We start from the raw sequence: 13764 nt of genomic DNA on the forward strand, positions 1-13764 counted from the left end.
CCCGTTGGGTTGCTGCCCGGCGCCAACCACCCCGGGGGGGGGGGGGCGGGGGGCTAAATCCCCCCCGTCTCGTTGGCGCCGCCGGGGTCCCCGGCCCGACCCAGCACGCCGAGACGTCAGTGATTGAGCCGAGAGGCCGCGGCGTACTGGATTCCCCGCTTTCGCGGGGAATGACAGTGGGGATAGCAGCGCCACGGGTCCAAAAATCCCCCTCCCAAGGCTGTCAAAGTCCGCAAAAATTCATACATTGCGGCCATGCCCAAGACATCTCCCAAGACATCCCCGAAGACCGTCGCCAAGGCCGAAACAAAGCCGGCTGCTGCGACAGCTGCTGCCAAACCAATCGGCGCCAAGGCCGCCGGCAAGGGCGACCATGTCTTCCTGGTCGACGGTTCCGGCTACATCTTCCGCGCCTATCACGCGCTGCCGCCGATGAACCGCAAGTCCGACGGCTTGCAGGTCAACGCCGTGCTCGGTTTCTGCAACATGCTGTGGAAGCTGTTGCGCGAGATGCCCGAGGACAACCGGCCGACGCATCTGGCGATCATCTTCGACAAGTCGGAAATCACCTTCCGCAACAAGATCTATCCTGAGTACAAGGCGCACCGGGCGCCGGCCCCGGACGATCTGATCCCGCAATTCGCGCTGATCCGCGAGGCGGTGCGCGCCTTCGACCTGCCCTGCCTGGAACAGGTCGGCTTCGAGGCCGACGATCTGATTGCGACCTATGTGCGGCAAGCCTGCGAGCGCGGCGCGAGCGCGACAATCGTGTCCTCCGACAAGGACCTGATGCAACTCGTCACCGATTGCGTCACCATGTACGACACCATGAAGGACCGCCGCATCGGCATCCCCGAGGTGATCGAGAAGTTTGGCGTACCGCCGGAGAAGGTGGTGGAAGTGCAGGCGCTGGCCGGCGATTCCACCGACAACGTTCCTGGCGTGCCCGGCATCGGCATCAAGACCGCCGCGCAGCTGATCGTTGAATATGGCGATCTCGAGCAGCTGCTGTTCCGCGCCACCGAGATCAAGCAGCCGAAGCGGCGCGAGGCGTTGATCGAGAACGCCGAGAAGGCGCGCATCTCGCGGCAGCTGGTATTGCTCGACGACAAGGTCGACCTCGAAGTCCCGCTGGACGATCTCGCCGTCCACGAGCCCGATGCGCGCAAGCTGATCGCGTTCCTGAAGGCGATGGAATTTTCCACGCTGACGCGCCGCGTCGCCGAGTTCTCGCAGATCGATCCGGCCAACGTCGATGCCGATCCGGGCTATGCCAGCGGTGCCAGCGTCTTCTCGCCGCTGCCGCCTTCGGACGTCGTGCCGGCCCCGGGAACCGGCGCGCCGCCGCAAGCGCCAGTGGGCCAGCGCAACGCATCGGCGAGCAAGGAGGACAAGGCCGCGAGCCCGAAGGGCGCGCCGATTTCTCTCGCCGCCGCGCGCGAAGAGGCTTTGCGCAAGCTCCCGGTTGACCGCAGCAAGTACCAGGCCATCAAGACGCTCGCGGAATTGAACGCCTTCATCGCGCGTATCCATGATGCCGGCCACGTCGCGGTCGAGATCCGGGCAAACTCGATCGATCCGATGCAGGCCGATCTCTGCGGCATCGCTCTGGCGCTGGCGCCGAACGAGGCCTGCTACGTGCCGCTGGCGCACAAGCAATCCGGCGGCGGCGCCGGCCTGTTCGACGCGGGACTCGCGCCCGACCAGGTCAAGCACACTGATGCAATCGAGGCGCTACGGCCGGTACTGGAATCACCAGGCATTCTCAAGATCGGCTTCGACGTCAAATTCACCGCGGTGATGCTGGCGCAGCACGGCATCACACTGCGCAACACCGACGATGCGCAGCTGATCTCCTACGTGCTCGACGCCGGCCGCGGCTCGCACGCGCTGGAGCAGCTGTCCGAGCGCTGGTTTGGCCACGCCATGCTCAAGGAGGGCGAGCTCCTCGGCAGCGGCAAGGGCAAGATCACGTTCGACCAGGTGCCGGTCGACAAGGCCGCGCCGCTATCGGCGGAAGGCGCCGACGTGACCTTGCGCGTCTGGCGCGTGCTGAAGCCGCGCCTCGTCGCCGAGCACATGACCACGGTCTACGAGACGCTGGAACGACCCCTGGTATCGGTGCTCGCACGCATGGAGCGGCGCGGCATCTCGATCGACCGCCAGGTGCTGTCGCGCCTCTCCGGCGACTTCGCCCAGACCGCGGCCCGTGTCGAAGCCGAGATCCAGCAGATCGCGGGCGAGCCCGTCAATGTCGGCAGCCCGAAGCAGATCGGCGACATCCTGTTCGGCAAGATGGGACTGTCCGGCGGAACCAAGACCAAGACCGGCGCGTGGTCCACCACCGCTCAGGTGCTCGACGAGCTCGCCGAGCAGGGCCACGACCTCCCGAAGAAGATTCTGGAGTGGCGCCAGGTCTCGAAGCTGAAATCGACCTACACCGACGCGCTGCCGACCTACGTCAATCCCCAGACCCACCGCGTCCACACGACCTATGCGCTGGCCGCCACCACGACGGGCCGGCTGTCGTCGAACGAGCCGAATTTGCAGAACATTCCGGTGCGCACCGAGGACGGCAGAAAAATCCGCCGCGCCTTCATCGCAACGCCGGGGCACAAGCTGGTCTCCGCCGACTATTCGCAGATCGAGCTACGGCTGCTCGCCGAGATCGCCGACATTCCCGTGCTGCAGCAGGCGTTCCGCGACGGTCTCGACATTCACGCCATGACGGCATCGGAAATGTTCGGCGTGCCCATCAAGGGCATGCCGAGCGAAATCCGGCGCCGCGCCAAGGCGATCAATTTCGGCATCATCTACGGCATTTCAGCGTTCGGCCTCGCCAACCAGCTCGGCATCGGGCGCGAAGAGGCCTCCGCCTACATCAAGAAATACTTCGAGCGCTTCCCCGGGATCCGCGCCTACATGGACGAGACGCGCGACTTCTGCCGGAACCACGGCTACGTCACCACGCTGTTCGGACGGAAGATGTACTATCCCGACATCAAGGCCTCGAACGCCTCGGTGCGCGCCTTCAACGAGCGCGCCGCGATCAACGCCCGGCTCCAGGGCACCGCCGCCGACATCATCCGCCGCGCCATGACGCGGATGGAGGACGCCCTGGTCCTGAAGAAACTGTCTGCGCAGATGCTGCTGCAGGTGCATGACGAATTGATCTTCGAGGTGCCGGACGCGGAGGTCGAGGCCACGCTCCCCGTCGTGCAGCACGTGATGCAGGACGCGCCGTTCCCGGCCGTGCTGCTCTCGGTGCCGCTGCACGTCGATGCACGCGCGGCGAACAATTGGGACGAGGCGCATTGATTTTTTTCTTACCTCACCCCGCTTGCGGGGAGAGGTCGGATCGCTCTTGCGATCCGGGTGAGGGGGTACAGGTACCACGGCCATCTCATGCGTGGAGAGAGCCCCTCACCCCAACCCTCTCCCCGTAAGAACGGGGCGAGGGAGCGCACCGAGCACGCGGCGGCGAATCGAATTGTCCTCCGAGCAATTGCGCGATGGCCCCACTGCGCCACCCATACTAAAAACATACCATCTCCCGCGCCGGTTCAGCCATGCCCCACACCTCCGCCCTGCTCGGCTTCGCTCTCGTCTGCCTCGGCCTCGTGCTCACGCCCGGGCCGAACATGATCTACCTGATCTCGCGTTCGATCACGCAGGGCCCAGTGGCGGGCATCGTCTCGCTCGGCGGCGTGGCGCTCGGCTTCGTGTTCTACATGCTGTGCGCGGCGTTCGGCATCACGGCGCTGCTGCTCGCCGTTCCCTTCGCCTACGACGCGCTGCGCTTTGCCGGCGCCGGTTATCTATTGTGGCTGGCCTGGCAGGCGGTGAAGCCGGGCGGGCGCTCGCCGTTCCAGGTGAAGCAGCTTGCGATCGACAGCCCGCGCAAATTGTTCGCAATGGGCTTCGTCACCAATCTGCTCAACCCGAAGATCGCGATGCTTTACCTCGCGCTGCTGCCGCAGTTCATCGATCCCGCCGCCGGCAGCCTGCTGGCGCAGTCTGTGGTGCTCGGCGCGATCCAGATCGCGATCAGCGTCAGCGTGAACGCCATGATCGCGCTCGCGGCAGGATCGATCGCGCTGTTTCTCGCAAGCCGGCCAAGCTGGATGCTGGTGCAGCGCTGGCTGATGGGCACGGTGCTGGCGGGGCTTGCGGTGCGGATGGCGGTCGAGGCGCGGAAGGTGTAGCCGACGCCGCGAACCGCGCGCTCGTGTCCCGGACGCGCTGCAGCGCTCTTGCGGTGCTGCGCAGAGCCGGGACCCAGTGTCGTCGCCGCATGGGCCCCGGCTCTGCAGTGCACCGCTTGCGCGCTGCACTGCGTCCGGGGCACGCGATGCGGAAGCTGAGAAACTAATCCAGCTTCGCCTCCATGCCCCGCTTCACCGCCGGGCGTGCCATCAGGGCCTCGTACCAGCGCTTCACATTGGGAAAGTCAGTTAGGTCAACCTTGTGGCGAGGGTGACGCCAGGCCCAGCCCAGGATGGCAAAATCAGCAACCGAGAGCTCGCCGGCGACGAAGTCGCGGGCCTCCAGCCGGCGGTCGAGGACGCCGTAGAGCCGTCGCGTCTCCGCCATGTAGCGCTTGAGGCCGTAGGCGCGGTCCTGCTCGTTCTCGAGCGCGATGAAATGGTGCACCTGGCCCGGCATCGGCCCGAAGCCGCCCATCTGCCACATCAGCCATTCATAGACGGGGATGCGGCCCGAAAGCGGTTTCGGCAGGAATTTGCCGGTCTTTTCGCCGAGATACAGCAGGATCGCGCCCGATTCGAAGATGCTGACCGGCTTGCCGTCCGGGCCATCGGGATCGAGGATCGCGGGAATCTTGTTGTTGGGCGAGAGCTTCAGGAACTCCGGCGCCATCTGTTCGCCCTTGCTGATATTCACCGGGATCACCTTGTAGGGCAGCCCCATTTCCTCCAGCGCAACCGAGATCTTGCGGCCGTTCGGCGTGTTCCAGGTGTGCAGCTCGATGGTCATTTGTCGCGTTTCCTTGCCCAGTCTTCTTGCCCCAGATATCCCGCATCCACCTACTCCAGAACGTTGCACCCCCACAACCGGCGGGCCGGGATGGCCGATCCCTGTTGACGGGGGAAGCCCCCTCTGGAATGTCGGGGCCGTCGCGGATAAATTCCGCCACTTCCAAAAACGCTCCCGAGGGCCCGCCGTGTCTAAATCAGCCTCCCGCGCCCGCCTGTTCGAGATCATCCGCCGGCGCTCCTTCGGCCGCGGCGAGGTGACGCTCGCGTCGGGCCGCAAGAGCGACTTCTATTTCAACCTCAAGCCGACCATGCTCGACCCGGAGGGTGCGACTCTGCTCGCCGAGCTGACCTATGAGGCGCTGAAGGACGACAATCTCGATTTCATCGGCGGGCTCGAGATGGGCGCGGTGCCGCTGGCCGGCGCGCTGGCGCAGATCTCCTGGATCAAGGGCCATCCCATCGCGGCCTTCTTCGTGCGCAAGAAGCCGAAGGAGCATGGCGCGAAGCTCGCGATCGAGGGGCTGCCCAGGGGCGAGACGCTGGAGGGCAAGCGCGTCGTGATCGTGGAGGATGTCACCACCACCGGGGGCTCGGCGATGAAGGCGGTGGAAGCGGTGCGCGAGACCGGCGCTGAAGTGGTGCTGGTGCTGACCATGGTCGACCGCGAGGAAGGCGCCGACGACACCTTTGGCGCGGCCGGCCTGCCATTCCGCTCGCTGTACAAGGCGTCGGAGTTCTTGAAGGCTTGATACTTCTCGTGTCCCGGGCGCGGCGCAGCGTGTAACGATGCGCCGCAGAACCGGGACCTGGCCTTGCTCCCCCATCGACATAGGCCCCGGCTCTGCAGCGCACCGCTCAAGGAGCGCTGCGCTGCGTCCGGGGCACGAGAGTCCGCGCTAAGACCTCCCCCCTCAACCGCTCATTTACCATCCCGCCTTATGGTGAATCATGTGCTGAGACCTGATGGTCCCGGCCGGTTGGTTAGCGTCGGGTGGAGTAAGCGTTTGCGTACAGTCATGTCCCATGCGCGCCGGCGGCGTCGCGCGATGCTCGTAGCCGCCACACTGGCAGCACCGCTGCTTGCGGCTCCGGCCCCGGTTTCGGCCGAAGGCCTGTTCGACTTCTTCTTCGGCGGAATGCAGCAGCAGCGGCCGCAGCGTGAGGTGCCGCAGCAGGCGAGCTCCTACGCCGACCCCTTCACCGGCCAGCAGAATGCCGCATCCCCGCAATACGTGCCGCCGACGCGTTCGGCCGCGGCCGGCGGCTCGGGACCGGCGTTCTGCGTGCGCAGCTGCGACGGCAAATATTTTCCGCTGATGCGCGGTCTCACCTCGCCCGCGCAGATGTGTCAGGCCTTCTGTCCTGCGAGCGCCACCAAGATCTATTTCGGCTCCTCGATCGACGGCGCCGCGTCGCAGACAGGCGAGCGCTATGCCGACAGCGAGAACGCGTTCGCCTATCGCAAGGCGCTGCGCGCCGACTGCACCTGCAACGGCCGCGAGCCGGTCGGACTTGCTCCGGTCGATCTGGCGCTGGACTCGTCGCTAAAACCCGGCGACGTGATCGCCACCAGCGACGGTCTCGTCGCCTATACCGGCATCCGCGTCGGCAACGACCAGACCGCGGACTTCACCCCCGTCGCCTCCTATCCCGGTCTCACCGCGCAGGTCCGCGCGCGACTCGGCGAGATGAAGGTGGCGCCGGTGCGCGCCGACACGGTGGCGGCGGATGGCTCCGCCGCGGAGATCGTGCGCGAGACTCTGCCCGACGTGACGGTGCCGAAGACACAAAAGCCGGCAAAGCGCGCGGGGCTGGATTGAAATCCTCATGGTGAGGAGCGCGGAACGCGCGTCTCGAACCATGAAGGCCCGGCTGCTGCGGCTCGGCCTTCATCCTTCGAGACGCTTGCTGCGCAAGCTCCTCAGGATGAGGGTTGAGACCGTCACCGCCCGATGATCACGCCGATCACGTTCGGCGCCGCCAGATATTTCTCCTCGATCGCTGCGCGCGCGGCGGCGCGGTTGTCTGCCGTGAGCAGGCCGCGCTTCTCGGCCAGGATCATCCAGCAAAACCCCCACCAGTCGGTGAGCATGCCCTGATCGTCGACGAGGTCATACCCCTGCTCCGCGGCGAAGATGCGCGCATGCGCTTCGTCCAGCGTGTCGAGGAACAGATGGTCCTCCGACGAAAACAGATCGTCGCTGACGTCGTCGATGGTGTAGCCCCAGATCGACTGGCACACCGCGTTGAACTCGCGGTCGAACTGGTCGTCGTCGACCGCGTAGCGCCGCGCCGCCTGATGCAGCCGCGACAGCGAGCGCGCGAAATCGGCGATCCTGGTGAGGGCAAATTGATCGAAGGCAATGGTGGACATGTAGTCCTCGCAGAGTCTGGCGGACGCTAGATATTGTGTCGGCAACACGCCGAATCACAATGATATATCAAAGACTTGCTAAAGTGTTCTTAATTTGTTCTGATGCCGGCGCGTTGGATGAGAGCGTCGTTCTGGCGAAAGCCAGGACCCATTACCCCGGTCAGCGTTGCTTTTTGCGAGGTTGGGCCATGAGCAGCTACTTCGTCTACATCCTCGCAAGCCGCCACCACGGGACGATCTATATCGGAATCACCAACGACATCCGCGCGCGGTTTGAGCTGCACCGTTCGGGTCGGGGTTCGAAGTTCGTTCTGAAATACAAGATCTTCCGCCTGGTGCACGTCGAAGTATTTGCCACTCCGCAGGAAGCTATCGCGCGCGAGAAGCAATTGAAGTTCTGGAAGCGGGATTGGAAGATCAAGCTGATCGAGGAGGAGAATCCCGACTGGAATGACCGGTCGGGCCTCCTCTGAAAGTCGGGGTAATGGGTCCTGGCTTTCGCCAGGACGACATTTGAGTGGGAGCCTTCGCCGGGACGACACCGTTTTTGTAGCGCGCGATCGTCCTCACATCGCCGACATCAACCTATCCCCACACGCGCTCGCATAAAACTTGCCGCCGCATTGGCGCTTGATGGCGGCGCAGCGGGCGGCGGGGGATGCGTTTTGCGGGAGCGAAACCGCGCAGCTCAGGCCGTCGGCGCTGCGGCCGATCTTGCCGGCGGCGAAGGCGGCGCTGGAAGCGGTGATGCAGACGACGAGGAAGGTGGCCGCGGCGATTTCGATCAGCCGTCGCATCACAGGTCTCATCAGAGCTTTCATGGACGTCTCCTCCACACTGATGGCTGAATTGGCCGCCATTCTAGCACCTAATCCACGTTTCCCCGTATGCGTCCGGGTTCCCAAATCGGCCCGTTCCTTGCATAATTTTACGCCAGCGCAGTGCACGGTCGCACCAGCAATGGTTCCGGTACAGAGGCAAGATGCGTAGGGTCAGTAGTGTTCTCGCGACCAGGAAGTGACGACTTTGCAAGATTCATCGTTCCAGCCCAATTTCCCCGCCCCCAACCAGCCCATCGACGAACTCGCGCTGGCTGAGATCAAGGGTGCGATCCTGGCGAAGCTGCGCCTTGCCATCGGCAAGGATGCGGGCATGGCGACCAAGCACGACTGGTACCAGGCCGCGGCGCTGGCGCTGCGCGACCGCATCGTGCATCGCTGGCTCACGGCGGAGAAACACAGCTACGATGCGGGGCGCAAGCGCGTCTATTATCTCTCGCTCGAATTCCTGATCGGCCGCCTGTTCAGCGACGCGCTGAACAATATGGGGCTGCTGAAGATCTTCGAGGTCGCGCTCGGCGATCTCGGCGTCTCCTTGCCGGAGCTGCGCAAATGCGAGCCGGACGCGGCGCTCGGCAATGGCGGCTTGGGCCGTCTCGCCGCCTGCTTCATGGAAAGCATGGCGACGCTGTCGATCCCCGCGATCGGCTACGGCATCCGCTATGATTACGGCCTGTTCCGCCAGATCATCAATCAGGGCTGGCAGCAGGAATATCCAGACGAATGGCTGGGCTTCGGCAACCCCTGGGAATTGCAGCGGCCCGAAGTGATCTATGACATTCGCTTCGGCGGCGGCGTCGAGCATGTCGACGACAAGGGCCGCGATCGCGCGATCTGGCATCCGTCCGAGACCGTGCAGGCGATGGCCTATGACACGCCGATCGTCGGCTGGCGCGGTCAGCACGTCAACGCGCTGCGGCTGTGGTCGGCACGCTCGCCCGATCCGTTGAAGCTCGACGCCTTCAACACCGGCGACTATGTCAGCGCCAGCGCCGAGCAGTCGCGCGCCGAAGCCATCTGCAAATTCCTCTATCCGAACGACGAGAGCCCGGCGGGCCGCGAGCTGCGCCTGCGCCAGGAATATTTCTTCGTCTCGGCTTCGCTGCAGGACCTGATCAAGCGGCATCTTGCATCCGACGGCCAGCTCCGCAGCCTGTCGAGCAAGGTCGCGGTGCAACTCAACGACACCCATCCGAGCCTCGCCGTCACCGAGCTGATGCGGATCCTGATCGACGATCACAATTTCCGCTGGGACGAGGCCTGGAAGATTACGGTCGCCACGCTGTCCTACACCAACCACACCCTGCTGCCCGAGGCGCTGGAGACCTGGCCGGTCGAGCTGTTCGAACGGCTGTTGCCGCGGCATCTCGAGATCATCTACCGCATCAACGTGCAGCATCTCGCGCTCGCGGAGGCGCGCGCCCCCGGCGACATCGACTTTCGCGCCTCGGTCTCGCTGATCGACGAGAGGAGCGGGCGGCGCGTGCGCATGGGCCAGCTCGCCTTCGTCGGCTCGCACCGCATCAACGGCGTCTCCGCGATGCATTCGGACCTGATGCGCGAGACCGTGTTCCACGATCTCAACCATCTCTATCCCGGCCGCATCACCAACAAGACCAACGGCATCACCTTCCGCCGCTGGCTGATGCTGGCGAACCCGAAGCTGACCGATCTATTGCGCGAGACCTGCGGCGATGCCGTGCTCGACGATCCGACGCAGCTCAGCCTGATCGAAGCCCGCGCCAGCGACGTCGAATTCCAGAAGAGGTTCCGCGCGGTCAAGCTTCACAACAAGACCGCGCTGGCGCGTCTGATTGGCGAGCGGCTCGGCATCAAGGTCGATCCGACCGCGCTGTTCGACGTGCAGATCAAGCGTATCCACGAATACAAGCGCCAGCTCCTCAACGTCATCGAGACGGTCGCGCTGTACCAGGCGATCAAGGACGATCCCAACGGCAATTGGGTGCCGCGGGTGAAGATTTTTGCGGGCAAGGCCGCGGCGAGCTACCGCTACGCCAAGCTGATCATCAAGCTGATCAACGACGTTGCGGAAGTCGTCAACAACGATCCCGCCATCGGCGGCAAGCTCAAGGTCGTGTTCCTGCCCGACTACAATGTCAGCCTCGCCGAAGTGATCATTCCCGCGGCCGACCTCTCCGAGCAGATCTCGACCGCCGGCATGGAAGCCTCCGGCACCGGCAACATGAAGCTGTCGCTGAACGGCGCCCTCACCATCGGCACGCTCGACGGCGCCAACATCGAGATCCGCGACCATGTCGGCGCGGAGAACATCGCGATCTTCGGCATGGAAGCCGGCGACGTGATGATCCGGCGCAAGCAGGGGCTGGACGCTTCCGACGTGATCCGCAATTCGCCAAAGCTCCAGCGCGCCATCAACGCGATCGGTGTCGGCGAGTTCTCGCCCGGCGATCCCGGCCGATTCGAATCGATCGCGCATGCGCTGCGCTATCTCGACCATTACATGGTCAGCGCCGACTTCGATTCCTATTATGAGGCGCAGCGCAGCGTCGATGCGCGCTGGCAGGTGGCGCCGGCCTGGACCCGCGCCTCGATCCTCAACGTCGCGCGCATGGCATGGTTCTCCTCGGACCGCACCATCCGCGAATATGCCGAGGAGATCTGGAACGTGCCGGTCAATCCGACCACGCCGCTGCTGCCGACCCTGCGCGACGTCGCGGGCTGAATTTCCGCGAGGTGAAATCGGTTACCCACGAGGTAATTGCACAAGCCGGCGGCGGACGTGATATGACGTTCGTCATTGGAAGCCGGATTGAACGATGCACGCCAAACTCCCGCACCCTTTCGACGACGCCACCCGCGTCACCGCCGGCGACTCGAGCTGGCAGGGACATACCAGCGACGACTATTGGGCCTTTGTCGGCCCGTTCGGCGGCGTCACGGCTGCGACTATCCTGCGCGCGCTGATCGAGCATCCGGAACGTGCCGGCGATCCGCTGGCGCTCACCGTCAATTACTGCGCGCCGATCGCGAAGGGGCCGTTCGATCTGGACGTGCGGCTGGTGAAGGCCAACCGCTCCAGCCAGCACTGGAGCGTCGAACTGTCGCAAGGCGGCGGCGAGGTCGCAACGCTCGCCACCGCCGTATTCGCCGAACGCCGGCCGTCCTGGGAGCACAGGGTGGCGCAATATCCGGATGCAAAGCCGTTCGAAGAGACGATGCCGTTCCCGAAGATCGCGGCGTCCTGGGCCAACCAGTATGAATTCCGCTTCGTCGAGGGCGAGATGCGGATCGGCCCGCCCAAGTCCGAGCTCGCCGGCACCTATTCGAAAATCTGGATCACCGACCGCACGCCGCGCAAGCTCGACATGCTGTCGCTGATGTCGATGTCGGACGCCTTCTTCGGGCGCATCTTCCACGCGCGGCGCGAGCTGGTGCCGTTCGGCACGGTGTCGCTGACGACGTATTTCCACACCGACAGCGAAGAGCTCGCGGCCGAGGACATCACCCGCGTGCTGGCGACCGCAGATTCAAAGATCATGCACAAGAGCTACGCCGACCAGAACGCCGAGCTGTGGTCGCCGAACGGAAGGCTGCTCGCGACGACCACGCAGATCGCGTATTTCAAGGCGTGAGTGCTCTTCCCCTCTCCCCTTGTGGGAGAGGGTGGCTCGTCGCGCAGCGACGAGACGGGTGAGGGGTTCTCTCCGCGAGCGCTTCTCTTGCGGTTGAACGCGCGGAGAGAACCCCTCATCCGGCGCTTCGCGCCACCTTCTCCCGCAAGGGGAGAAGGAAAGACAAAAAAAGGCGGCCTCGCGGCCGCCCTTTCGAATTTCAAACGGCGCAAGCTTACTCCGCCGCGAGCTTCACGTCCGGTGCGGCGGCGCGGACCTCGGCGTCGACCTGGGCTTCGAACTTGGCAAAGTTCTTCTGGAACATGCCGACCAGCGCGCGGGCGGTCTTGTCGAACTCGTCCTTGTCCTTCCACGTGTTGACCGGGTTGAGGATCTCGCTCGGCACGCCCGGCAGCGCGGTCGGGACCGCGAAGCCGAAATATTTGTCGGTGCGGAATTGGACGTTGCGAAGCGAGCCGTCGAGCGCCGCGGTCAGCAGCGCGCGCGTCACCTTGATCGGCATGCGCGAGCCGGTGCCGTACTTGCCGCCGGTCCACCCCGTGTTGACCAGCCAGCAATCGACATTGTGCTGGGCGATCAGGTCGCGCAGCATGTTGCCATAGACGCTGGGGTCGAGCGGCAGGAAGGGCGAACCGAAGCAGGTCGAGAATTCCGGCTGCGGCTCGTTGCCGAGACCGCGCTCGGTGCCCGCGACCTTCGCGGTGTAGCCCGACAGGAAGTGATACATCGCCTGCGCCGGCGAGAGCTTGGCGATCGGCGGCAGCACGCCAAAGGCGTCGGCGGCGAGCATCACCACGTTCTTGGGCTGCGGCGCGCGGCCGGTGCGCGAGGCGTTCGGGATGAATTCGAGCGGATAGGCCGAACGCGTGTTCTCGGTCTTGGAGCCGTCGTCGAAATCGACCACGCGGGTGTCTTCGTCGAGCACGCAGTTCTCGAGTACTGCACCGAAGCGGGTCGAGGCGGCATAGATCTCGGGCTCGGCTTCCTGCGACAGCTTGATGCACTTGGCGTAGCAGCCGCCTTCGAAATTGAAGACGCCGTTCGGGCCCCAGCCGTGCTCGTCATCGCCGATCAGCGTGCGGTTCGGATCGGCTGACAGCGTGGTCTTGCCGGTGCCGGAGAGGCCGAAGAAGATTGCGGCATCGCCCTTGGCGCCGACATTGGCCGAGCAATGCATCGGCATCACGCCGCGCTCGGGCAGATAGTAGTTCAGCGTGGTGAAGACCGACTTCTTCATCTCGCCGGCATAGTAAGACCCGCCGATCAGCACGATCTTGCGGGCGAAATCGATCGCGACGACGTTCTCCGACTTGCAGCCATGGCGCTTCGGATCGGCGCGGAAGCTCGGCATGTCGATGATGGTGAGCTCGGGCACGAACGCCGAGAGCTCGATCGCCTCGGGACGGATCAGCAGCGTGCGGATGAACAGCGAGTGCCAGGCGAGCTCGGTGAAGACGCGGGTCTTGATGCGATAAGCCGGATCGGCGCCGCCATAGAGGTCCTGTGCGAACAGCGACTTGCCTTCGGCATGCTTGAGGAAGTCCTGGTAGAGCGTCTCGAACTGCTCTGCGGTGATCGACTGGTTGCCGGCCCACCACATCTTCTTGTCGGTGGTGGCGTCACGCACCGTGAATTTGTCCTTGGGGCTGCGGCCGGTAAACTCGCCGGTGTCGGCGCAGAGCGCGCCATCGGCCGACAGCACCGCCTCGCCCGCCGAGAGTGAGTATTGATAGAGTTGCGGCGCACCGAGGTTCCAGTGAACCTGCTTGAGATTCTTTAAGCCGAATTTGTCGGCGCCGAAGGCACCGTTGCGCACGCCCGTCTCTTGCACGAAAAATCCTCCTAGAACCCACTCAGCGCGATCATGCTTGGCGCCGCCGCGGTCACCGTGATTACAGGCCGTTCGGCCTCGGTTGGACGACCTAATACTGATGAACGCT

At 64.6% G+C, this 13764-nt stretch carries 11 protein-coding genes; 7 read left to right on the forward strand and 4 right to left on the reverse strand.

Going from position 1 to position 13764, the window contains the following annotated elements; translation table 11 throughout:
- Positions 1 to 255: 255 nt before the first annotated feature.
- Both polA and AC0L2J_RS29745 read left to right on the forward strand, forming a co-directional pair.
- Positions 256 to 3318 (forward strand): DNA polymerase I, encoded by a 3063-nt coding sequence (polA, locus tag AC0L2J_RS29740; RefSeq protein WP_473395380.1) that lies wholly within the window; start codon positions 256 to 258, stop codon positions 3316 to 3318.
- A 251-nt stretch (positions 3319 to 3569) separates the two neighbouring features.
- Positions 3570 to 4205, forward strand: coding sequence for a LysE family translocator (locus AC0L2J_RS29745; protein WP_007605017.1), 636 nt, complete (start codon positions 3570 to 3572; stop codon positions 4203 to 4205).
- 163 nt (positions 4206 to 4368) lie between these two features.
- On the opposite strand, the gene AC0L2J_RS29750 is transcribed toward AC0L2J_RS29745, so the two are convergent.
- Positions 4369 to 4995: a glutathione S-transferase family protein gene (locus AC0L2J_RS29750; RefSeq protein ID WP_473395381.1), complete on the reverse strand. Its 627-nt coding sequence runs from the start codon at positions 4993 to 4995 to the stop codon at positions 4369 to 4371.
- 187 nt (positions 4996 to 5182) lie between these two features.
- Here AC0L2J_RS29750 and pyrE point away from each other — a divergent pair, with 187 nt between their 5' ends.
- Both pyrE and AC0L2J_RS29760 read left to right on the forward strand, forming a co-directional pair.
- Entirely contained in the window at positions 5183 to 5746 is a 564-nt protein-coding gene (gene pyrE / locus AC0L2J_RS29755; RefSeq protein ID WP_007597730.1) for an orotate phosphoribosyltransferase, read from the forward strand.
- A 297-nt stretch (positions 5747 to 6043) separates the two neighbouring features.
- Entirely contained in the window at positions 6044 to 6817 is a 774-nt protein-coding gene (locus tag AC0L2J_RS29760; RefSeq protein WP_473395382.1) for a DUF2865 domain-containing protein, read from the forward strand.
- 122 nt (positions 6818 to 6939) lie between these two features.
- Here AC0L2J_RS29760 and AC0L2J_RS29765 read toward each other — a convergent pair whose 3' ends face one another.
- The gene (locus tag AC0L2J_RS29765) at positions 6940 to 7371 is read right to left on the reverse strand and encodes a hypothetical protein (RefSeq protein ID WP_007605013.1); all 432 of its coding nucleotides are present in this window, start codon (positions 7369 to 7371) and stop codon (positions 6940 to 6942) included.
- Positions 7372 to 7559: 188 nt separating this feature from the next.
- Between AC0L2J_RS29765 and AC0L2J_RS29770 the strand changes: the two genes are divergently transcribed.
- Positions 7560 to 7844: a GIY-YIG nuclease family protein gene (locus AC0L2J_RS29770; protein WP_473248121.1), complete on the forward strand. Its 285-nt coding sequence runs from the start codon at positions 7560 to 7562 to the stop codon at positions 7842 to 7844.
- A gap of 93 nt (positions 7845 to 7937) precedes the next feature.
- Here the strand turns inward: AC0L2J_RS29770 and AC0L2J_RS29775 are convergent, their stop codons facing one another.
- Positions 7938 to 8168, reverse strand: coding sequence for a hypothetical protein (locus tag AC0L2J_RS29775; RefSeq protein WP_156526946.1), 231 nt, complete (start codon positions 8166 to 8168; stop codon positions 7938 to 7940).
- 229 nt (positions 8169 to 8397) lie between these two features.
- Here AC0L2J_RS29775 and AC0L2J_RS29780 point away from each other — a divergent pair, with 229 nt between their 5' ends.
- On the forward strand, positions 8398 to 10914 hold the full coding sequence (locus AC0L2J_RS29780; RefSeq protein ID WP_063996776.1) for a glycogen/starch/alpha-glucan phosphorylase: 2517 nt from the start codon (positions 8398 to 8400) through the stop codon (positions 10912 to 10914).
- A 94-nt stretch (positions 10915 to 11008) separates the two neighbouring features.
- The gene (locus AC0L2J_RS29785) at positions 11009 to 11824 is read left to right on the forward strand and encodes an acyl-CoA thioesterase (protein WP_473248120.1); all 816 of its coding nucleotides are present in this window, start codon (positions 11009 to 11011) and stop codon (positions 11822 to 11824) included.
- 214 nt (positions 11825 to 12038) lie between these two features.
- Here AC0L2J_RS29785 and AC0L2J_RS29790 read toward each other — a convergent pair whose 3' ends face one another.
- Positions 12039 to 13655 carry a phosphoenolpyruvate carboxykinase gene (locus tag AC0L2J_RS29790; protein ID WP_007605007.1) on the reverse strand — a complete coding sequence of 539 codons (1617 nt, stop codon included), beginning with the start codon at positions 13653 to 13655 and terminating at the stop codon, positions 12039 to 12041.
- Between the last annotated feature and the right edge of the window lie 109 nt (positions 13656 to 13764).

Source organism: Bradyrhizobium sp. MV1.5 (assembly GCF_055807615.1).

What these genes read in the sequence shown, in the direction of transcription:
- AC0L2J_RS29775 (WP_156526946.1), bottom strand. Translation starts at nt 8,168, where the DNA reads ATGCGACGGCTGATCGAAATCGCCGCGGCCACCTTCCTCGTCGTCTGC.
- AC0L2J_RS29785 (WP_473248120.1), top strand. Translation starts at nt 11,009, where the DNA reads ATGCACGCCAAACTCCCGCACCCTTTCGACGACGCCACCCGCGTCACC.
- AC0L2J_RS29760 (WP_473395382.1), top strand. Translation starts at nt 6,044, where the DNA reads ATGCTCGTAGCCGCCACACTGGCAGCACCGCTGCTTGCGGCTCCGGCC.
- AC0L2J_RS29770 (WP_473248121.1), top strand. Translation starts at nt 7,560, where the DNA reads ATGAGCAGCTACTTCGTCTACATCCTCGCAAGCCGCCACCACGGGACG.
- AC0L2J_RS29750 (WP_473395381.1), bottom strand. Translation starts at nt 4,995, where the DNA reads ATGACCATCGAGCTGCACACCTGGAACACGCCGAACGGCCGCAAGATC.
- AC0L2J_RS29745 (WP_007605017.1), top strand. Translation starts at nt 3,570, where the DNA reads ATGCCCCACACCTCCGCCCTGCTCGGCTTCGCTCTCGTCTGCCTCGGC.
- polA (WP_473395380.1), top strand. Translation starts at nt 256, where the DNA reads ATGCCCAAGACATCTCCCAAGACATCCCCGAAGACCGTCGCCAAGGCC.
- AC0L2J_RS29765 (WP_007605013.1), bottom strand. Translation starts at nt 7,371, where the DNA reads ATGTCCACCATTGCCTTCGATCAATTTGCCCTCACCAGGATCGCCGAT.